Raw genomic sequence first — 19,379 nt, forward strand, 5'->3', positions numbered from 1 at the left:
CTAGCCCCCTGATTGCGATAAATGGGCAGGAGTAACAGGGGATATTTCCCGCTCCAGCTCAGTCATTTTCTGGGCCAGCTGATGGCTGAGCGTTGTAAAGTCATTAATATCTTGGGCTACACTGCCGCTCAAAACGTGCTCGTCTACCTTAAGTGGGGTTGCTGCGTAGATAGAGCTGTCTATCACGCTGCTCACTTGGGCCAGCTCACCCGCAAACTTTCTAGTCAGGATATACACACCACCTAAAGTCAGTACCGTAAGCAGTACTAAAGTAAGCAACATATCCAGCACTAATTTATTTCGCATTTGGTGAGTGGCACTTTCAATCGCTAATCGGTCGTAGCCAATCACTACAGCGCCTGCCTTGATATTAAAATTATTAACGAACACCATCCCGACTTGAATGGTATCCGAAGTCATTTCTTGCCAGTATTTGCTTTCCAGCGTTTCGTTTATTTTATTTTTATAGGATGAATCATTTTTACCTGAAGCCTGTCCCTCGCCAATCACATCGCCATTTTCATCCATGATGAAAACATAATGAATACCAGAGTGATTCCGTACGAGCTCTTTAATGCTAGGCAATAAATTTAAATTCTCAGAGGGTTTAATGCCAATATTTAAGCCAGCCTCAATACTTTGGCGCAAATCCTTTGCCAAAACGAGATGCCTTGATAAACTTAAATCAAAATAAGTTTTACGATAATTTGAATAGTTAAGAAACGAAATAATTGCCAAGACAAAAGCAATAACCAGCACAAGTAATGCACTTACTCTCCACCATAAAAAATGCCGGTGCTTGTAAATGTCTTTTTCTTGATTGGCTAAAGAGACCATATCGTTTCCAAGGTAAAACCTTTTGTGATATCTATTTTATGTCATCTGTTTTAGGTGCTATGCACACCCAGTGTGCTTGTTCGGTTAAGCAGATCAAGTACTTTCTGAACATTAGCTGACTAAAAACTTAACGAATACATCCTAATCCAACAAGAAAAAACATGTCAATATTCACAACAAAACCATAACAAAAACTTAAAATGCGTGTAAAAATCAAGCATGCTACTGATTTTAAACTACTTTATGACAAAAAAATCACTTACCTTGGCATTCAAAGCCTCTTAGCAATGAAGTAAGCATATTTTAAAAATGCATTCAATTGTCATTTTCACTGTAAGACTCAACACAGGCATAGCACAGCGGTGTGATTTTAAAAAAATTGCACTAAATTCATTTTTTTTACAGAAAAAAACTTGGTAATTAACAAATTTCAACAAAAAAAGCTAAGAAAATAGCATTTAAAGCATTAAATTTAAAAAGATGATATGTAGGAGCTTCAGATAATAGTGTTGCTTTTTATTAAGAATGCCGAGCTAAATTCAAAAAAATACCATTCAAAAAAAATATCACTCCACCTTCAATTTTATTTATTCTTGTATCAAAGAAACGACAAAACACCAAAAACTTAAACATATTTTCATTTAAAACACATCAAGTAAATAAAACAGTTTTTTCAAATAATACTTGAAACGATGAATAAGAAAAACTCAGAAAATATTATCTGCATAATCCTATAAACCGAATGAACATCTATGCGATACACTTCTGTGCTGCGCAATAGAATAAGCATTCAGGACAAAAAACAAGAAAATATAAATGTGAAATCGCTAAGAAATAAAATTTATGCCAGGAAACAAACGAGGAGCTAAAAAAGCTTATTGATGCCGTTAGGCTTATAGACGCCTCCACGCCATGAAATATAGCTGGAGGTATAAGAGTAGAGAGACAAACTTATAGCGAGTTTCTTGGAGCGCTCAGTGCTCAAATAACTCTCTACTTTCAATAGATAGGGAGTTATTTGAAAAAAACCGCTACACCCCCATATCCTTTTCTACCATTTTCATTAACAAAGGCTGTGCTTCAGCCTTAGGGTGAAGCTGATCGGCCTGAAAGAGCGTGGTGTTTTTAATGACAGGTGCGAGTAAAAATGGCGTTAAGCTGATACTGTATTGCTTTGCCAGCCGAGGGTAAATCGCAGCAAAGCCTTGCGTATAGCTTGCACCATAATTAGGCGGCATTTGCATGCCGATCAGATGCACTTTAGCACCGCTGGCTTTGGCTAGTTTTATCATGCTAGCTAGATTTTTTTCCATATCCGCCAGCGGCAAGCCACGCAGGCCATCGTTGGCCCCAAGCTGCAGCAATACCATTTTGGGCTGATGTGTTTTAAGTGCCTGCGGGAACCTTGTAAGCCCGCCAGCTGTCGTTTCTCCTGACACACTGGCATTCACCACCCGCCATGCTTTACCTTGCTTAGCCAGATCTTTATCTAATAATGCAGGCCATGCAGCACTAGCTGCAATACCATAGCCAGCAGACAGACTATCACCAAACACTAGAATTAAAGGCGCTGCGGCCTGAGCCGACGCCATACACACACTAAAACCCAATACGGATACGAAACGCCACATGAATCATCCCTCAGAAATAATGCTGGCCGTGCGCGGTCTGGGTAAGACAGTCAGCACCGCAGTCGAAAAACTCGATCTCTTGCATGATATTGAATTTTCTCTGCCAGCGGGAGCCAGCCTTGCCATCGTGGGCAGCTCGGGCTCGGGCAAATCCACCTTACTCGCCCTATTAGCGGGGTTGGATCAAGCTTCACGCGGGCAAATTACGCTGGCAGGTAAAGATTTAGGCAGCTTAAACGAAGACCAGCGGGCCGAGCTGCGCGGGCAGGTTTCTGGCTTTGTATTTCAATCGTTTCAGCTGTTACCCGAGCTATCTGCCTTAGAAAATACCATGCTGCCACTGGAATTAGCAGGTAAAAAAGACGCCGCAGCCCGTGCTACAGAATGGCTGGAACGAGTAGGCTTAAGCCATCGCCTGGAACATACGCCAAGGCAATTATCGGGAGGCGAGCAGCAACGTGTTGCCTTAGCGCGCGCTTTTGCATCCAATCCGAAAATCCTCTTTGCAGATGAGCCAACCGGCAGCCTAGATGCCGCCACCGGCACGGCCATTGCTGATTTGTTATTTGAGCTAAATCGGGAAACCGCTACCACGCTAGTGCTCGTCACCCACGATGAAAAACTTGCGGCGCGTTGTGGCTGGCAATTAAGACTCTCTGCGGGGACGCAGATCGAGTTTTCAGCATCGTAATTAATTTACACAATTTCCTAGAGCGGGTGTAACCCGCCCTACAACGGCTATTAATCCGACGATTTGCCTTAACGGAAACCCCATGCATAAACTCAATTGGCGTTTGTTTTACCGCAGCTTTCAAGCCGGTGAATATCGCACCCTCTTGGCGGCATTGATTATTGCCATTGCTGCCCTCACCGCCGTGGGGCTGTTATCAGCAAGGATGGAGAAATTGCTGGCGCTGGAAGCCAATGATTTGCTGGCAGCGGATGCCGTCATCAGCTCAGATCACGCCCTCAATGCCAACTACCGGCAGCAGGCAGAACGCCTGGGTTTAAATACCGCAGAAACCGCTGTTTTTCCAAGCATGGCAGGATTTAATGGCCAAGTAATGCTGTCGTCCGTCAAGGCCGTTAGCCATGCCTACCCTTTGCGTGGGCAATTAAAGCTCGCGCCCGATGGCCATGTCAGTACCGCGCCGGAGGCGGGCACTGCCTATGCCGATGCAAGGCTGGCAGCGACTTTAAAACTCAAATTAGGCGACACACTGGAAGTCGGCCAGCTCAAGCTTAAACTCGCCGCCCTGATAGAGCGCGAGCCCGATACCGCCATGGATTTCTCTGGCCTGCAGCCTCGCCTCATGATTAATCAGCAAGACTTAGCGGCCAGCGGCTTATTGGGGTTTGGTAGCCGCGTAAAATACCGGCTACTCGTTGCTGGCCCCCCCGCCACCATTGCCACATGGCATCAGGCGGTGCAGCCCAAGCTGATGCGGGGCGAAAAACTGGAAGACGTGCGCGATGCTCGGCCCGAAGTAAAAACCGCTTTAGAGCGTGCCGAGCGCTTTTTGCGGCTCACTTCCCTGCTTGCGGGCTGCCTAGCGGCCATGGCGATTTTGCTGGCGGCACGCCGCTTTGCCACCCGTCATTTTGATACCGTTGCCCTGCTACGTACCTTGGGTGCGAGCCGTGGCACGGTGCGCACCCTGCTGCTATCGCAACTGGCCCTCCTCACGCTAGCGGCAAGCATCGTCGGCGGCGCGCTAGGTTGGGGAGCGCAAAGCCTGCTGGTGTTCAGCATTCAGCATCGCCTGCCTGCCGCCCTACCCGATGGCACTTTGCTGCCTTGGCTCATCGCCTCTTTATTGGGATTTGTGCTGCTGATGGGTAGCGCGGGGCCGATGCTGCTGGCGCTGGCAAATACCCCGCCGCTACGCGTGTTACGCCATGAGTTAGAGCCCAAAGCCAGCCTGATTTTACAATGGGCACTCACCCTGTTAGCGCTTTTATTGCTGCTCTGGTGGATTGCGGCGGAAGCCAAGCTGGCCTTGATGGTGGGCGCAGGAATTGTGGCAACGCTATTACTCGCTGGCGGCAGCGGCCTTGGCTTACTCTGGCTTTTACCACGTATCTTGCCAGAACACCCGATTAAGCTGGCGCTGCGCCAGTTGCTACGCCGCCCTGGCCTAGCCTTTGCCCAGCTAGGTGCTTTGGCGATTGGCCTCTTGGGCATCTGGCTGCTCACCGTGGTAGAGGGCGATTTACTTAAAACATGGGAAGGCCGTGTGGCGGCCGATGCGCCCAATCATTTCGCCGTCAATATTCAGCCTGAGCAAGCAGCGCAATTTGAACAACGCTTTATTAATCGACACATGCCCATACCTGCGCTGCAAAGCATGATTCGTGGCCGCTGGACCATGCAAAACAAGCAAGCCATCAAGCCGGAAAACTTTCAGGAAGACAGAGCAAAGCACTTAGCAGAGCGCGAATTCAATCTCTCTTGGGGCGATATTATGAGTGCGGACAACCGCATTGTTGCGGGTAAGTCGCTCAATGATAAACAGCCCGGTTTCTCGGTAGAGGCCAAACTTGCCACGACTTTAAATATCAAACTTGGCGATATGCTGAGCTTTGATATTGCGGGCAGCACAGTCACCGCGCCCGTTGTGAATCTACGCGAAGTCAATTGGGATTCCTTTCGAGTCAACTTTTTTGTGGTTGCCAGCAAGGCGCTTGTCGCTGATTTACCCACCAGTCTGATCACTAGCTTTCATCTCAGTGAAGCACAAAAAACCATTGTGCCCGAGCTGGTGCAAGCCCTGCCGAACGTCACGATTATTGACGTAGGCCAGGTGCTGGCCGAAGTGCGGCGGATTTTAGATTTATCTGCGGCAGCGCTGCGTTTGGTGTTTTTATTCTGCATCGCAGCGGGGGTAACGGTGCTGTTTGCCGCGCTTGACACCACCGAATCTGAGCGCGCCAGAGAAGCCGCTATATTACGAGCGCTGGGTGCCACATCGAAGAAGCTGCGCAGCGTGTGGCTATCAGAAAGCCTGCTGGTTGGCGGCATTGCAGGCTTAATCGCGGGGCTGATGGCCAGTGTAGGTGGGGTCGTGATTGGCCAGGAATTACTCGAGCTGCCTGTGGCCTTTAACTACTGGCTGCCTTTCGCCAGCCTGCTATGCGGCGCCGCCATCACCACCTTGGCCGTGCTCAGGCGCTTACATAAGCTCAGCAAAACATCGCCTATGGTTTTGCTAAGGGATGCGGGGTAATCGTGATATAGGGTGTGCAAGTCGTTTTTCTTGCACACCCTTTATAAACAGCCATCCAACTAGCCAACCCATTCATTCCCCAGCCTAAAAAAAACTGCACCCAAGCAATCAAAGGCTATGCTGAATTTAAAACAGCAATGCGGGTGATATCATGGCTTTGTTTCTTGTGTTTACTATGCTGGCCTTAGGCGTTCTTTATGCCGAGCTTTTTCATCGCGCCAGAGCACTTATCTTTCGCCACTACCCAGAATTTGTCTTAGAAAACGAAAAACGCTGGCGGGAACAGTATTATCGCTACCCCGGCATGTTTGTCGGCATTTTCAATAGCGAAGCCAATGGCATTACCGATCTGGTTTACTCCACCAGCTCGCGCCATGCTATTCCGCTCGACGACGTATGGATTTTTGACGCCCTATTTCTCAATGTATTAGCAATCAAATGGACGCTAGGCTTAATGTTTGTGTATGCGATATTTTTTTAAATAAAAAAGCCGACGCATTACGCGTCGGCTTTTGCCCATCTAATCGATGCCTTACTTTTTATTAAAATCGCCCGCATACACCACGGATAATTTTGCCGGGTCGATGTATTTCACCATCACCGCTTTAATCTGCGCCGGGCTTAAGGCTTTTAGCTTGGTTTCAAAATCTGCGCTAAATTGCATAGTTCTGCCCAAGTATAAATTACTGGCCAGAATACCCGCTAAGCTGCCGTCCTGAGTGCGCGATAATTGCATTTGCTGCACAAAACTTTCTTTACCTAGTTTAATTTCCACATCGGTAAAACCATCCTTGCGTACCCGTTCGATTTCCTCACGGATGCCTGCTTCCAGCTTGGCACGGTTTTCCGGTGCATAAATTGCGTAGGTCAAGAAACTACCTGATTCATCCTGACTAGAAACTTGTACGTTCGAGCCCCCACCGTAGCTAATGCCGTCTTTCTGGCGAATACGTTCCAGAATTCTGGAATTCATACTGCCGCCTAAAAGGTAATTAGCAAAAGCTAGCGCCGGGTAATCAGCGTGCGCTTCACCTACAGGCAGCGCAATGCGGCCAATAAAAAAGGCATTGGCTTTATCAGGTGTAGGCTGTTTAATATCTAATGGCTTATTCGGCTGAAAAGGCTCATCTAAACGGGCGTAATCTTGCTTGGCATTCCAGCTGCCATACTGCTTAGCCAGCTGAGCTTTAATCGCTGCTTCGTCAAAATCACCCACTACAGCAACTTCAGCGTGATTGGCTCCGTAAAACTCTGCCCAAAACGCTTTAAGATCTGCAAGTTTAGCGGCTTTTACTTGGGTAATTTGCTGCTCAAGGCTGATATAAGCACGTGGGTCACCCTCTGGCCAGGTATTTAAATGGCTTTTAAGCAAATCAGAAGCAATGGGTTGCGGCTCTTTACGCGATGATTCCAGCTGCGCCAATTCTTTATTAATCAGCAATAAAAACTCAGCTTCATCAAATGCAGGCTGGCGTAAAGCGTCATTAACCAAATCCAATACTTTAGGTAATTTATCTTTTACCGTTTCCACATAAACCGAAAGCTGATTAACATCACCTATTATTTGCAATTTGGCTTGTAATTGATCCAATTGCTCAGCAAATTGCTTGCTCGTTAGTTTCTGAGTGCCTCGATCAAGCATTTCAGCGGTTAAACCTGCAATCAGTGCTTTGCCATGTAGATTTTTTTCATTACCCATATTCAATGACAAACTGGCCGATACTGTATTACCGCGAGTGGATTTAGGCAAAAAAGCGTATTTCATGCCATTGGCAAACTGGCCACTGTGCGTGCGCTTATCAATGTTTTCTGGCGAGGCAACAAAACGTTCACCTTCAGCCATCGCAACACCGGGCTTAAACTGCTTAATTTGTTCGGCCAAATCAACTTTGGCAGGCAGAGGTGCGCGCTGTGGATTGGCTTCAGGAATAAATTCGCCCGTAGTGCGGTTACTGGATTTTAACCAGGTTTGCGCCACACGCTGCACATCGGCTTTGCTTAAGGCTTTGACCCGGTCTCTTAATAAGAATAATAAACGCCAATCGCCATTGCCAATATAATCAGATAAGGCTACACCCAATTGCTCCGGGTTATTAAATACTTTAGCCATATCACTATCTATCTTGGTTTTAGCACGGGCAAGCTCTTCATCACTAATCGGGTTATTTGCCAGATCTTCAATTGTATTAAGCAACACTTTCTTTGCCATAATGATGCTTTGATCATTTTTCTCCAGCGGCAATATGGCATTCTGTTCACTACGTAATTCCACACCAAACAAAATAAAGCCCGGCTCTTCCAAATTGGCCGACCATGAAAATACGCCGGTGCCTAATTTACTTTCTACGAGTGATTTATATAAACGGCCATTAGGCGTATCGCCCAGAATAATAGAGAGCACTTCAAACGCAGCATAATCAGGATGCGCCGCTGGCACCGTATGGTAGGCCGCGCCCACAAACTGGCTCTCGCCCACGCGGCGAATCACCACGCTGCGCTCGCCATCTTGCGCAGGATCTAAAGTGTACGTGTTTTCAATAATGCGCTTAGGACGAGGAATAACGCCGAATTTCTTTTCAATTAATTTCAGCGTTTGCGCGGTATCAAAAGAACCCGCTACCACAAGTACTGCATTATCCGGCTGATAGTACTTTCGCCAAAAATCTTGCAGGCGTTTGATATTGACGTTTTCTACATCGGTACGCGCACCAATCGTGTCTTTACCGTAGTTATGCCATTGATAAGCCGCAGATAAGATGCGTTGAATCAGAATACGTGAAGCCGAATTTTCGTTTTTTTCCATTTCATTGCGCACAACGGAAAACTCGGTTTTTAAATCATCACCCGAGATGCGCGAATTTACCATGCGATCGGCTTCCATAGAGATTGCCCATTCCAGGGTCTCTGGCTTAGCGGCAAACGTCTCATAATAATTGGTGCGATCCAGCCATGTGGTGCCATTAAATTGCACGCCGCGCTGGCTCATTTCTTCCCACAGCCTTGGATGCGCCTTGCTGCCTTTAAACATTAAATGCTCTAACAGGTGGGCCATGCCCGTTTCGCCGTAGTTTTCATGCTTAGAGCCCACACGGTAAGTGATATTCACCGTTGTGATGGGTTTGCTGGCATCCGGCACCAGCAATACTTTTAAGCCGTTGCTAAGCTCATATTCATTCATTCCCTCTACAGAACGAATCAGCTTCAAACCTGAAGCAGTGGCGCTGCTGCTTGCAGGAACCGCCGCCGGGCTAATGGAAGGAAGAAAGGCAAGGGCAAGCGCTAAGCTTAAAAACGTCAGGCGAGGTAGCTTCATAGTTTCCATCTTGTTAGAAAAGATAAGTGGCACATCATGACAAGGCAATAACTTACTTAAGTATGTCCATATTTAAGCATAAATTGAAAGCAATTAACGGGCTCAAACAATACTTAAGCTTGTAAAACCTAATAATGCTTCTTTTTTAGTATATGGATAAGCGGCTTTTCAGGGCATGGCAATAGTGGGAAAGCCAAATACCAAACAATTAGCTACCATGCTAACTATTAGCCATAGAGATAAATACATGGATCCCATTAAAAACCAGCTGAGCATCTCGCTCCCTAACGAGCTAACCCAGCTCTCACGCCTGTATCGCAGTGCAGTAGATCAGTGCGCACATCGCTGCGGTTTAACCCTCGCCAGTGCCTGGCCTCTGGTCTTAATCGGCCGCAATAAAGACATACGCCACGGTGTGCTGGCCGAAATGGTGGGGATAGAAGCCGCATCTTTAATCCGCGTGATTGATCGACTTGTGGCCGATCAACTTGTTTTACGCACGGAAGACCCCTTGGATCGGCGGGCCAAAATACTCTGTTTAACCGAAGAGGGACGCCAGCATGCCGGACAAATCGAGATCCTGCTTGCCGAGCTAAGAAGCCACGTTTTTTCTGACTTGCCCATAGAAGACTTAGAAGCCTGCAACCGTATTTTTAACCATATACGGCTTTCTTTGGAACAGTTTTTAAGTGAGCAAGCCGCGTGAAATTGCCCACATTTGGCGAAATATCTTTTTCGCTCAAAAGCTTTGCCGCCGCCATGCTGGCACTATATATCGCCTTTAGCATGGATTTACCCCGGCCATTCTGGGCCATGCTCACAGCGTATATTGTGGCTCACCCTTTTTCGGGAGCGGTGCGCTCTAAAGCCATTTATCGCGTGATTGGCACGGTGCTGGGCTCGATTGTCACGCTACTGCTGGTGCCCAATTTAGTTAATTCACCCGAATTACTGCTGCTAGCGCTCGCCTTATGGATCAGCCTTTGCATCTACGTCTCTTTGCTTGATCGCACCCCGCGCAGCTATACCTTTTTGCTGGCAGGCTATACCTGTGCCTTGATCGGTTTTCCCAGCGTCAGCATGCCCGGCGCAATTTTTGATGTGGCCCTTGCCCGCGTAGAAGAAATCACCTTGGGCATTGTTTGCGCCACGCTGATTCACAGCCTGATTCTCCCCGTGCCCGTAGGCCCCAACTTGCTAGCGCGGATTGATGAAGCACGGGATAAAGCAAGAACATGGATACTTGATGTTTTAAAAAGCAACAAAGATAACGATAGCGATCGACGAAAAATGGCCGGTACCATTTCTGAACTGCGCCTTTTAGCCACCCACCTGCCCTTTGATACCTCGCGTCTGAGCTGGGCCTCGGGACTAGTCAATGGCCTATGCGATCAACTCGCCTTAGCGCTACCGCTGCTTTACGCCATTGAAGACCGTAAGCTGGCACTGGGCGAGATCCCCCCTGAGTGGCAGGCTCTGCTCAATCGTATCGCCGCCTGGATTGAAGCGGGTACCAATGCCGCACAGGCTGATGCGCTTTATGCAGAAATTGCTGCGATCAAGCCCAAGGCCAGCGCGCAAAGTACCTGGCAAGATGTGCTGCTGATTAATTTGGGCACACGGCTTACGGCGCTAATTCAGTGTTGCACCCACGCAGCAGAGATTCGCCGTGCGATGAATCAGTCATCCTCGGTACTGGGCGCTGATATAGAAAAAATTCTGATCAAAACCAATACAGATAAACTGCACCGAGACCGAGGCCTTGCCTTTAGATCGGCGCTTACGGCCTTTTTGGCCATTACCCTCAGCGGCGCTTTCTGGATTGCCTCCGCCTGGCCATCGGGCATGATGGCACCGGTCATGGCCGCCGTCGCCTGCTCGCTTTTTGCCGCGCTGGATGATCCTGCCCCCGCCATTAAAGCTACTTTTATTCTGGCAGTGGTCACCATTCCCCTCTCTGCTTTTTATCTGTTAGTGGCGCTCCCTGCCACCCATAGCTTTGGCATGCTGGCGATGCTGATGTTCCCTGTGTTTTTTATTTTAGGCATTTTTATGATGCGGCCAGCCAGTGCTTTTCCTGCACTGATGATTACCTTGGTGCTGGCTAGCACACTGGCTTTGCAAGACACCGCTATGGCCGATATGAATACTTTTTTAAATAACAAATTTGGTGAATTAGCAGGTATCGCCAGTGCCCTTGTTGTAACGGGGCTCATTCGATCTTTATCGGGTGAATGGGTCGTTAATCGCCTCCTACTTGCGGGCTGGCAAGATTTAGCCAAGCTGGGTAAGGCAGCAACACCCGATAAAGGCTTTGCCTCACGGATGATAGACAGGCTGGGCTTACTTGCGCCGCGCTTAGCCACCCTGAGCGACCCCGCGCCTGCCGCCAGCGTGCTCAATGATTTACGCATCGGCCACGAAATGACCATCTTGATTCAGTATCAAGATCAGTTGCCCTTGCATATCCAGCCACTACTCACGCAGCTATCGCAATACTTTGCAGGGCGCGCCAAACAAGCGATCCCTTCTGCAAATCTGCTCAGCCAATTAGATAGCACCTTGCGTGGGGCTATTCAGGAAACCGCCTCGGCGGCACAGCTCGCTTTGATTGCCGCCTTAGTCGGTATCCGCCGCGATTTATTCCCAGATACCGTAGCAAATTTATCTCATCAACCCATCGCAGACTTATCGCAACAAGCCATAGCCCTGCCCAATCATCAGGACGAAAAACCATGATTAACCTTGCTTGTTTTCGGCCCGCTCAGGAGCCACAGCAATGATGGAAATTGAATTGTTTGGATTGTTTATGCCGCAGCTCTTAGTGCTCAGCATACTGGCCTTTCTACCTTACTGGCTCACCCGCTGGGTTTTTCAGCGCCTTGGCGTTTATCACTGGGTATGGCACCCGGCGCTGTTTGATACGGCGCTCTACGTCATCCTTTTAGGCCTTATCAACACGCTTCTATCGAGTTAAAAAATGAAAAAAATAATCCAGATTCTGATTACCTTAGCCGTAGTGGCCGCCGCCATTTTTATCGGCATGCGTCTATGGAATCACTATGAAGTAGAGCCATGGACACGAGATGGCCGCGTGCGCGCGCAAGTGATTCAAGTGGCTCCCGATGTGAGCGGCCAAGTTACCGCTGTGGCCGTGCGGGATAATCAGGAAGTAAAAGCAGGCCAGCTTTTATTTGAAATTGACAGAGAGCGATTTGCACTCTCTTTACGTCAGGCCGAAGCCGCCGTACAGGCACAGCGCAGTGCCTTAAAACAAGCGGAGCGTGAAGCCAGCCGTAATAAATCGCTCAGTGGGGTAATTTCTCAAGAAAGCATCGAGCAAACCCTTTCAAAAGTTGAATCTCTGCAAGCCGCAATGGCGCAGGCCGTAGCCAATCATGAAGTAGCCAAGCTTAATCTAGCACGCTCACGCGTCTACGCCTCAGTAAACGGCGTGATCACCAATCTGGATTTGCAAAAAGGCGGCTTTGCTACCGCTGGCAGACCCACGCTGGCACTGGTTGATCGGGATTCCTTCTATGTGGAAGGTTATTTTGAAGAAACCAAACTAGGGAAAATCAAATTAAATGCCCCCGTCACCATGAATATCATGGGGCAAAAAACTGAAATTAAAGGCCATGTAGAAAGCATCGCCGCAGGGATTGCCGATAGGGATCGCGGTGCCAGCAGCAATCTTTTGCCCAATATCAACCCCACTTTTAACTGGGTACGTTTAGCTCAGCGCATCCCAGTACGCGTGGCTATCGATAAAGTCCCGAGCGAAATCCATCTGGTGGCGGGGCAAACGGTGACGGTTAAAGTCCAGCCTGCGGACAAGGAGCATCAGGCTGCGGGGCCAGCGGCAACAGTTAGCTCCCAGCCTGCGGCAAAGAAATAAGAGATGATCATGCTAAAAAAAATACCTTTATTTACCTTGATTACCTTAGCGGGCTGTGCCGCCGTTGGCCCTGATTACCAAGGCCCAACTGCCAGCAAAATAGATAGCAGCACCGCACAAAGTGGGTTTTTAGACGCTAAAAGCGAAGCAGCCCTGCCGAAGAATTGGTGGCAGCTTTACCGTGAGCCCGCACTCAACAAGCTAGTTGAGCAAGCCTTTACCGCCAACACCGATTTACGCCAAGCGGCCGCTAATCTAGCCCGCACTCGTGCCCTCTTGGGTGAAGCGCAAAGCTTAAAATCGCCCAATATCGGCATGAGCCTTGCTCCGGGTTATGGTCGCCCTTCCGCTGCAGCCAAAGGCTTACCCAAGGCTTTGGATGATGATTTTAGCTACGACACCGGCGTGAGCGTGTCTTACCAATTTGATTTGGTCGGCAAAATCAGTAGAGGGATTGAAGCATCGCAGGCCGATAGCGAAGCCGCCAAAGCTGCCTATGATTTAGTCCGCGTCTCTGTTGCTGGCGAAACCACCCGCGCCTTTGCGGATATCTGCTCATCAGGCAGGCAGCTGCAAGTCGCCCAGCAATCAGTTAACTTGCAAAAGCAAAGCTTGGGTTTGGATGAAAAACTCTTTAAAGCAGGCCGAGGCACATCTTTAGATGTAGTTCGTTCACTCGGGCAATTGGCCCAGTTGCAAGCCGCCCTGCCGCCCCTGCAAGCACAGCGCCGTATCGCCATGTATCGCCTTGCCGTACTGACTGGCCATGTGCCTGAAGCCATCGAATCGGTCTTACCTGCGTCGGTTTTACAGTGCAATACCACACCGCAACTGGCCAGTACGATTCCTAGCGGCAAAGGCAGTGATTTACTGCGCCGCCGTCCGGATATCCGCCAAGCCGAACGCAGCCTAGCCGCAGCCACCGCCCGCATTGGCGTGGTCACTGCCGATCTTTATCCTAGCATCAGTCTGGGATTAACCGCTGGGTCCACCGGCGCTTTAGATCAATTTGGCGATAGCAACACCATGCGCTGGGGCATCGGCCCGCTGATTTCTTGGACCATACCCAATACTGGCGCAACCCGAGCCAGAATTGCAGCGGCCACGGCAGGTGCAAATGGCGCATTGGCTAAGTTCGACTCCACCGTGCTCACCGCCCTGCGCGAAGTAGAAAGCGCCCTCACCGTTTACGCTCGCGAGCTAGACCGCAATGCAGCGCTGATCAACGCAAAAAGCGCCAGCACCGAGGCCGCCAAACAAGCGCAGCAATTATATAAATCAGGGAAAACAAGCTATCTCACCGTGCTAGACGCCAACCGTAGCCTAGCCAGCGCAGAAAGCGCCCTCGCTAGCTCGAACGGCGCACTCACCAGCAACCAGATTGCGGTGTTTATGGCTTTAGGCGGGGGATGGGAGGAGTAAGTTTAAGGTGGGCACGGTAAACCGCTTTGCCCACCCTACTATGCTTTTACAAACTCAAAAACCTTAAGCGCGCAGTGCGATCACTTCAATTTCAACCATGGCGTCTTTTGGCAGACGCGCGACTTCTACGCAACTGCGCGCCGGGTAGCTGCCTGTGCCTTCAAAGAAGCGGCTATAGGCTTCATTGACTTCGGCAAAATGGTTTAAATCTTTTACAAATACCGTGGTTTTGATGATGTTGGATGCGTTCAGGCCCGCTTCAAGCAAGATGGCCGCCACATTGGCTAAGCACTGAGTGGTCTGTGCGCCAGCTGCTGCCGGCATTTCGCCTGTAGCCGGATCAATGGGTAATTGGCCGGAAGTAAAAACCAGCTGGCCAATATCTTTAGCTTGTACATAGGGGCCAATCGCTGCAGGGGCATTGCTGGTGTTCAGGTCTTTCATGGGGTGTCCTTTAGTCAAAATAAAAATCAACGCTGTATAGACAATGATAACACCCCAAGCGGCGCGGCTTAAGTGAAGGTTACCCGATGCGTTAAGAACACCAGCTACTACACATAACTTTACACAAACAACACATGCGCTTTACCTCGGTCAACTATTCTGCAGTTGTTGCAAGCCATCTTGCAAAACCAAACTACTCTCAAGGAAATCACCATGTTCAGCGCACTTAAAGCCAAATTTCAACATCGCCAGATGAAACGCCGTGCAGCTATTATTGCTGTAATGGGGCTTTCTTTAGGCGGTTTAGCTTACGCAGCAGCACCAGACAATTGCGGTGGTGGGCCAGGTATGCGTCACGGCAATCCTGAGCAAATGCACAAAATGATGCAGGGCCGCTTAGATAAAGCGCTGAAAGAAGTAGGCGCAACAGATGCGCAAAAAGCCCAGCTGAATCAACTTGCCGAGCAAGCGTTTACGGAAATGAAAACGCAACGGACCGCGATGCATGCTGATAAAGATGAGCTGCGCAAAGCCTTAAGCCAGACCACGGTAGATGCCGCACAGCTAGAAACACTGCGCGCGGCCAAGATCAAGGCAATGGATGAATCATCCCGTAAACTGACGGCGATCCTTGCCGAGGCCAGCAAAATTCTGACTCCGGAACAAAGACTTAAACTAGTTGAAAAAATGGACAGAAAAGGCCGTAAGCACGGTTAATCAGGTTTTTTAAAATGAAACCTGCTTATAAAAATGCTTCAGCTTAAAGCTGAGGGCGCAAAATCTCGAACCACAGATAGCACAGAGGAAACAACAGATTCGATGGTTTTCTCTGTGGACTCTGTGTCCTCGTTTTACTCTGTGGTTCAAGGTTTAGCGCTCGATCAAGACTAATTGAAAAATCTTGCTAATCAGAAGAGCGGTGCGCAAAAAAACGACTGGCACACCCTAGAAAAAAACAGCTTTTTTGCTATGTTTTTGCCTTAACTTGAATCGCATCGCCACAGGAATCACATGTCCAAGCAGCTTTTACTCATCGACGACGATGAACGTCTTACTGCGATGTTGGCCGAATACTTGCGGCTGCAAGGCTTTGCGGTGGACGTGGCGCACGATGGTAAACGGGGTTTAGCGGCCCTTGCCAGCCGCAGCTTTGATGCGCTGATTTTAGATTTAATGCTGCCTGATGTAGACGGCCTTGATTTATGCAAGCAGATTCGCCAGACCCAGCCGCTGCCCATTCTGATGCTCACCGCCAGAGGCGATGTCACCGACCGGATTGTAGGGCTGGAATTAGGTGCCGACGATTATCTTGCCAAGCCTTTTGATGCCAGAGAATTACTCGCCCGACTACGCGCTATTTTGCGCCGCCAAAACAACACAGACAGCAGCAACTCGCTCACTTTTGGCAATATAGAAATCGACGCCGATGCCCGCAGCGTCATGGTTGCGGGGCGAGCGTGCGCCATCACCAGCTACCAGTTTGATTTACTACTCTGCCTCGCCCGCCACGCCGGAAAAGTGCTGAGCCGCGAGCAAATTTTAGATCAGGTACGCGGTGAAACGCTGGAAGCCTTTGACCGCAGCATCGACGTACACATCTCAAAACTCCGCGCCGCGATTGGAGACGATTCCAAAGCCCCCAAACGCATCATCACCGTGCGCGGTGTGGGCTATGTATTTGCTAAAACGGAGGATTAAAAATGCCCCGCTCTGCAATAAAGCCCAAATATTGAAACACAGAGCTCACAAAGAACATGAAGTTTGAGGGAGAAAAACGAGAGCTAAATTAAGTTAATTTAATAGATTTTGAGTATCTTAAAAATGAGCAATCTGGATTCATATCGCAGCTCATAGTACGGGGCTTAAATCTCCCCTTGAAACACGCCGTAGCGAGGAACAAGCGGGGCGGGGTTTCGGCCAGAGGCAGCGAGGCACGAGCGAGTCTCGCCTGCCGCCGACTCGATTGTCCGCAGCGTAGGAGCCTTCGTGTTATTGGTGTTGTGGCTTGGCTTCGTTTCTTGGCCACACAAGAAAGGAAGGTCCAGCGGGACGCCCGCACCTAAATTAACGTGCCGAAGGCACTTAAAAGATCTTTTTGGCTTTGCCTAGCGCCTATGAAATAAAACCCATCGCTTTTGTAGAGGCGGTGCGCAAGAAAAACAAACTTGCACACCCTATAAAAACCAAGCTTTGCCCTGTTAAGTTGCCTGGGTTGGTGAAAAAACCACCAGATACGCACATCAAAAGCTGATAAACATCGGGTTTCCCCCGCCCTACATCAAATATCACCCTGCTAAAGGACTCACCGTGCGGCATAAGCTTTACTGGCAGATTTACTTTACCGTTGTTGGCAGCCTGGTGTTATTTGCACTTCTGGCGGGGCTGCTTTATCAATGGCATGACGATCCGCCGCCCAGACGCTTAATCCATGGCACGGCTAATTTGCTGGCTGCGGCGCTTCCACCTGCTGATCGGCCCATTAGCGAGCAAGCTGCAGTTTTTACCCAGCTGACTCAGGAATTCGATATCCCTATCAGCCTTTATGCAGCGAACGGACAAATGATTGCCAGCGTAGGCGAGCCTTTGGAGTTAAGGCGAGGCAAGCCACGTATTTTTCAATTACGCCTGCCCGACCAGCGCCTGATTCTGGTTGGCCGCCCAGCACATCGTGAAAAAAGCCCCGGCCTATTGGCAGGCTTTGCCATGTTGGCACTGGCCATTGCCATTGCGGCGATTCCATTGGCGCGTAAGCTCAGCCGTCGTTTAGAGGCACTTGCCAATCAGCTTGATGCTTTAGGTGAAGGGAATTTTTCGGTGCGATTGCCTGTACATGGCAAAGATGAAGTATCGCGGCTATCGATTCGCTTTAACCGCGCCGCCGAGCAAATTGCCGAACTGCTGAACGCGCACAAAAATCTACTCGCTCACGCCTCGCATGAATTACGCTCGCCACTGGCCCGTTTGCAAATGGCCGCCACCCTGCTGGGCGATCATGCCCCTGCCCATTTGCAGAAAGAACTCAGCCAGAATATCAGCGAGCTGAATGAGCTGGTCGAAGAGATTCTGCTGATGAGCCGCCTTGATGCAAGGCCAGAAAGCCTGCAAACCCAGCGCCTTGATTTGCTTGAGCTGTGCCAGATTGAAGCCGCACCTTTTCAGGCCAGCGTAGCAGGCCCCAATACCGAGATCGAAGCTGACCCGCGACTCTTAAAACGCCTCATCCGTAATCTATTAGAAAACGCCAACCGCTATGGCGCGGCACCATTAAGCATTCGTATTGATATAGAGGCCGATTGGGTGCGGCTCAATGTGTGCGATCAAGGAGCAGGCATTGCAGCAGCAGCCCAGCCGCATATCTTCGAGCCATTTTACCGCCCACCCGGCACGCCCGAGGGCAAAGGCGGCCATGGCTTAGGGCTGGCGCTGGTTAAACGGATTGCCGAGCATCATGGTGGCAACGTTGAATATCAATCGCCAGCAAGCGGGGGCAGCTGTTTTAAAGTCAGCTTTAAAAGAAGCACTCAAGCTTAATCTGCAATACATACCCATCATTTTCTAAATAGAGCACCCGCTTCTGAAGCACAGCACCTCGCTACTTGCTTTTGAACCTGCTCGCCCGCTTATAACCAACGCGGCAAATATTCTGCATCGCTTTCACAAAGGCATCACCGAATCGTCACGGCCAAGTCACACACTTTCTGCATAGTGGATATCAGTTTATATAGGGCCGAAAGCCTGCCCCGGCACGCTTTCTCTTAATCGCAAAAATTCTTGTAAGGCCATCCACATGCTGAAATCCTCACTCCTTGCACTGACTTTAGTAATCGCTACCCCTAGCCATGCCGGCCTGGCTAGCGGCGATATGGCTTTCACTACCTTTAATGCTGATGAAGATGGCTGGGCCATGGCCACTTTTGTCGATATCGCAGCCAATACCAAAATCTATTTCACAGATAATGAATGGAATGGCGCAGGCTTTAATAAAGGCGAGAGTTTTCATGAATGGCTAAGCGGTTCTGCAAGCATCACTGCAGGCACGGTGATTCGCTTTAGTGCTACAGATGATGCACGCAAGCTCTCGTCTTCCTTAGGTTTATTCAGCCGCAGCAATGTATCTGGCAGCAATAACTTTGGGCTAAGCCAATCTGCCGAAACGGTTTATGCCTATCTCGGTACATCGGCCACTGCCCCCACTACTTTCCTAGCAGCGATTTCTACCGGCGCTTTCAGCAGTGCAGAAGGTGGCTTAACAAATACGGGCTTATCGACTGGCAATGGCGCAATCCAGCTGAGAAATGGTTCTGATTTCGCGGAATACACCGGTTTACGCACTGGCCAAGCACAGATGAGCGATTACAAAGCGCTGGTCAATAACACAGGCAACTGGTCTGATCTAGGCAATGGCAACTTTGCCAATCTGGCCGCAAATACCGGCTCTTTCGGTAAAACTATCACCCCCGTACCAGAGCCTGAAACCTACGCGCTGATGGGGCTGGGCATGATTGCCTTGCTCACGCGCCGCCGTAAGCTGCGAGTGTAAAGCGGGCTATATTTTGAAAACGGGTGCATGCCAAAGCTTGCACCCGTCCTGAAGTTAGCTCCTACCG

16 protein-coding genes are annotated in these 19,379 nt (G+C 49.4%); 12 read left to right on the top strand and 4 right to left on the bottom strand.

Going from position 1 to position 19,379, the window contains the following annotated elements; genetic code table 11:
• Together VN23_RS10405 and VN23_RS10410 are read right to left on the bottom strand one after the other, a co-directional pair.
• Complete coding sequence (locus VN23_RS10405) at nucleotides 1–660, bottom strand: hypothetical protein (RefSeq protein WP_156455177.1); 660 nt, start codon at nucleotides 658–660, stop codon at nucleotides 1–3.
• Between the two features lie 1,208 nt (nucleotides 661–1,868).
• Nucleotides 1,869–2,468 carry an arylesterase gene (locus tag VN23_RS10410; protein WP_046351174.1) on the bottom strand — a complete coding sequence of 200 codons (600 nt, stop codon included), beginning with the start codon at nucleotides 2,466–2,468 and terminating at the stop codon, nucleotides 1,869–1,871.
• On the opposite strand from VN23_RS10410, the gene VN23_RS10415 reads away from it, so the two are divergent.
• The 3 genes from VN23_RS10415 (at nucleotide 2,467) to VN23_RS10425 (ending at nucleotide 6,176) form a co-directional block, all read left to right on the top strand.
• On the top strand, nucleotides 2,467–3,159 hold the full coding sequence (locus tag VN23_RS10415; protein ID WP_046351173.1) for an ABC transporter ATP-binding protein: 693 nt from the start codon (nucleotides 2,467–2,469) through the stop codon (nucleotides 3,157–3,159). The two genes, VN23_RS10410 and VN23_RS10415, sit on opposite strands and share 2 nt — an antisense overlap.
• A gap of 82 nt (nucleotides 3,160–3,241) precedes the next feature.
• Complete coding sequence (locus VN23_RS10420) at nucleotides 3,242–5,695, top strand: ABC transporter permease (protein ID WP_046351172.1); 2,454 nt, start codon at nucleotides 3,242–3,244, stop codon at nucleotides 5,693–5,695.
• A gap of 151 nt (nucleotides 5,696–5,846) precedes the next feature.
• A complete protein-coding gene (locus VN23_RS10425; RefSeq protein WP_046351171.1) occupies nucleotides 5,847–6,176 on the top strand; it encodes a hypothetical protein in 330 nt (109 codons plus the stop codon).
• Nucleotides 6,177–6,227: 51 nt separating this feature from the next.
• On the opposite strand, the gene VN23_RS10430 is transcribed toward VN23_RS10425, so the two are convergent.
• On the bottom strand, nucleotides 6,228–9,008 hold the full coding sequence (locus VN23_RS10430) for a M16 family metallopeptidase (protein WP_082752731.1): 2,781 nt from the start codon (nucleotides 9,006–9,008) through the stop codon (nucleotides 6,228–6,230).
• Nucleotides 9,009–9,255: 247 nt separating this feature from the next.
• On the opposite strand from VN23_RS10430, the gene VN23_RS10435 reads away from it, so the two are divergent.
• From VN23_RS10435 to VN23_RS10455, 5 genes are read left to right on the top strand one after another with little or no spacing between them, the layout of a single operon-like run.
• Nucleotides 9,256–9,714: a MarR family winged helix-turn-helix transcriptional regulator gene (locus VN23_RS10435; protein ID WP_046351169.1), complete on the top strand. Its 459-nt coding sequence runs from the start codon at nucleotides 9,256–9,258 to the stop codon at nucleotides 9,712–9,714.
• Nucleotides 9,711–11,747, top strand: coding sequence for an FUSC family protein (locus tag VN23_RS10440; protein WP_046351168.1), 2,037 nt, complete (start codon nucleotides 9,711–9,713; stop codon nucleotides 11,745–11,747). The genes VN23_RS10435 and VN23_RS10440 overlap by 4 nt, the downstream gene beginning before the upstream one ends.
• 40 nt (nucleotides 11,748–11,787) lie before the next feature.
• Nucleotides 11,788–11,985, top strand: a complete 198-nt coding sequence (locus VN23_RS10445) for a DUF1656 domain-containing protein (RefSeq protein ID WP_046351167.1) — start codon at nucleotides 11,788–11,790, stop codon at nucleotides 11,983–11,985.
• Nucleotides 11,986–11,988: 3 nt separating this feature from the next.
• A complete protein-coding gene (locus VN23_RS10450; RefSeq protein ID WP_046351166.1) occupies nucleotides 11,989–12,906 on the top strand; it encodes an efflux RND transporter periplasmic adaptor subunit in 918 nt (305 codons plus the stop codon).
• A gap of 9 nt (nucleotides 12,907–12,915) precedes the next feature.
• Nucleotides 12,916–14,328 (top strand): efflux transporter outer membrane subunit, encoded by a 1,413-nt coding sequence (locus VN23_RS10455; protein WP_442905442.1) that lies wholly within the window; start codon nucleotides 12,916–12,918, stop codon nucleotides 14,326–14,328.
• 63 nt (nucleotides 14,329–14,391) lie between these two features.
• On the opposite strand, the gene VN23_RS10460 is transcribed toward VN23_RS10455, so the two are convergent.
• A complete protein-coding gene (locus VN23_RS10460) occupies nucleotides 14,392–14,772 on the bottom strand; it encodes a RidA family protein (RefSeq protein ID WP_046351164.1) in 381 nt (126 codons plus the stop codon).
• Between the two features lie 213 nt (nucleotides 14,773–14,985).
• Here VN23_RS10460 and VN23_RS10465 point away from each other — a divergent pair, with 213 nt between their 5' ends.
• The 4 genes from VN23_RS10465 to VN23_RS10480 all read left to right on the top strand — a co-directional run bounded on the left by VN23_RS10465 (nucleotide 14,986) and on the right by VN23_RS10480 (nucleotide 19,312).
• Nucleotides 14,986–15,489 carry a Spy/CpxP family protein refolding chaperone gene (locus VN23_RS10465; RefSeq protein ID WP_046351163.1) on the top strand — a complete coding sequence of 168 codons (504 nt, stop codon included), beginning with the start codon at nucleotides 14,986–14,988 and terminating at the stop codon, nucleotides 15,487–15,489.
• A gap of 294 nt (nucleotides 15,490–15,783) precedes the next feature.
• Entirely contained in the window at nucleotides 15,784–16,470 is a 687-nt protein-coding gene (locus VN23_RS10470) for a response regulator (RefSeq protein ID WP_046351162.1), read from the top strand.
• Between the two features lie 609 nt (nucleotides 16,471–17,079).
• Nucleotides 17,080–18,303 (top strand): HAMP domain-containing sensor histidine kinase, encoded by a 1,224-nt coding sequence (locus VN23_RS10475; RefSeq protein WP_046351161.1) that lies wholly within the window; start codon nucleotides 17,080–17,082, stop codon nucleotides 18,301–18,303.
• A gap of 256 nt (nucleotides 18,304–18,559) precedes the next feature.
• Complete coding sequence (locus VN23_RS10480; protein ID WP_046351160.1) at nucleotides 18,560–19,312, top strand: PEP-CTERM sorting domain-containing protein; 753 nt, start codon at nucleotides 18,560–18,562, stop codon at nucleotides 19,310–19,312.
• The last annotated feature ends 67 nt before the right edge of the window (nucleotides 19,313–19,379 follow it).

This window comes from Janthinobacterium sp. B9-8, from assembly GCF_000969645.2.
Taxonomy (GTDB): Bacteria; Pseudomonadota; Gammaproteobacteria; order Burkholderiales; family Chitinibacteraceae; genus Iodobacter.

What these genes read in the sequence shown, in the direction of transcription:
- VN23_RS10430 (WP_082752731.1), bottom strand. Translation starts at nt 9,008, where the DNA reads ATGAAGCTACCTCGCCTGACGTTTTTAAGCTTAGCGCTTGCCCTTGCC.
- VN23_RS10460 (WP_046351164.1), bottom strand. Translation starts at nt 14,772, where the DNA reads ATGAAAGACCTGAACACCAGCAATGCCCCTGCAGCGATTGGCCCCTAT.
- VN23_RS10480 (WP_046351160.1), top strand. Translation starts at nt 18,560, where the DNA reads ATGCTGAAATCCTCACTCCTTGCACTGACTTTAGTAATCGCTACCCCT.
- VN23_RS10445 (WP_046351167.1), top strand. Translation starts at nt 11,788, where the DNA reads ATGATGGAAATTGAATTGTTTGGATTGTTTATGCCGCAGCTCTTAGTG.
- VN23_RS10470 (WP_046351162.1), top strand. Translation starts at nt 15,784, where the DNA reads ATGTCCAAGCAGCTTTTACTCATCGACGACGATGAACGTCTTACTGCG.
- VN23_RS10415 (WP_046351173.1), top strand. Translation starts at nt 2,467, where the DNA reads ATGAATCATCCCTCAGAAATAATGCTGGCCGTGCGCGGTCTGGGTAAG.
- VN23_RS10450 (WP_046351166.1), top strand. Translation starts at nt 11,989, where the DNA reads ATGAAAAAAATAATCCAGATTCTGATTACCTTAGCCGTAGTGGCCGCC.
- VN23_RS10420 (WP_046351172.1), top strand. Translation starts at nt 3,242, where the DNA reads ATGCATAAACTCAATTGGCGTTTGTTTTACCGCAGCTTTCAAGCCGGT.
- VN23_RS10455 (WP_442905442.1), top strand. Translation starts at nt 12,916, where the DNA reads ATGCTAAAAAAAATACCTTTATTTACCTTGATTACCTTAGCGGGCTGT.
- VN23_RS10425 (WP_046351171.1), top strand. Translation starts at nt 5,847, where the DNA reads ATGGCTTTGTTTCTTGTGTTTACTATGCTGGCCTTAGGCGTTCTTTAT.
- VN23_RS10465 (WP_046351163.1), top strand. Translation starts at nt 14,986, where the DNA reads ATGTTCAGCGCACTTAAAGCCAAATTTCAACATCGCCAGATGAAACGC.
- VN23_RS10435 (WP_046351169.1), top strand. Translation starts at nt 9,256, where the DNA reads ATGGATCCCATTAAAAACCAGCTGAGCATCTCGCTCCCTAACGAGCTA.
- VN23_RS10410 (WP_046351174.1), bottom strand. Translation starts at nt 2,468, where the DNA reads ATGTGGCGTTTCGTATCCGTATTGGGTTTTAGTGTGTGTATGGCGTCG.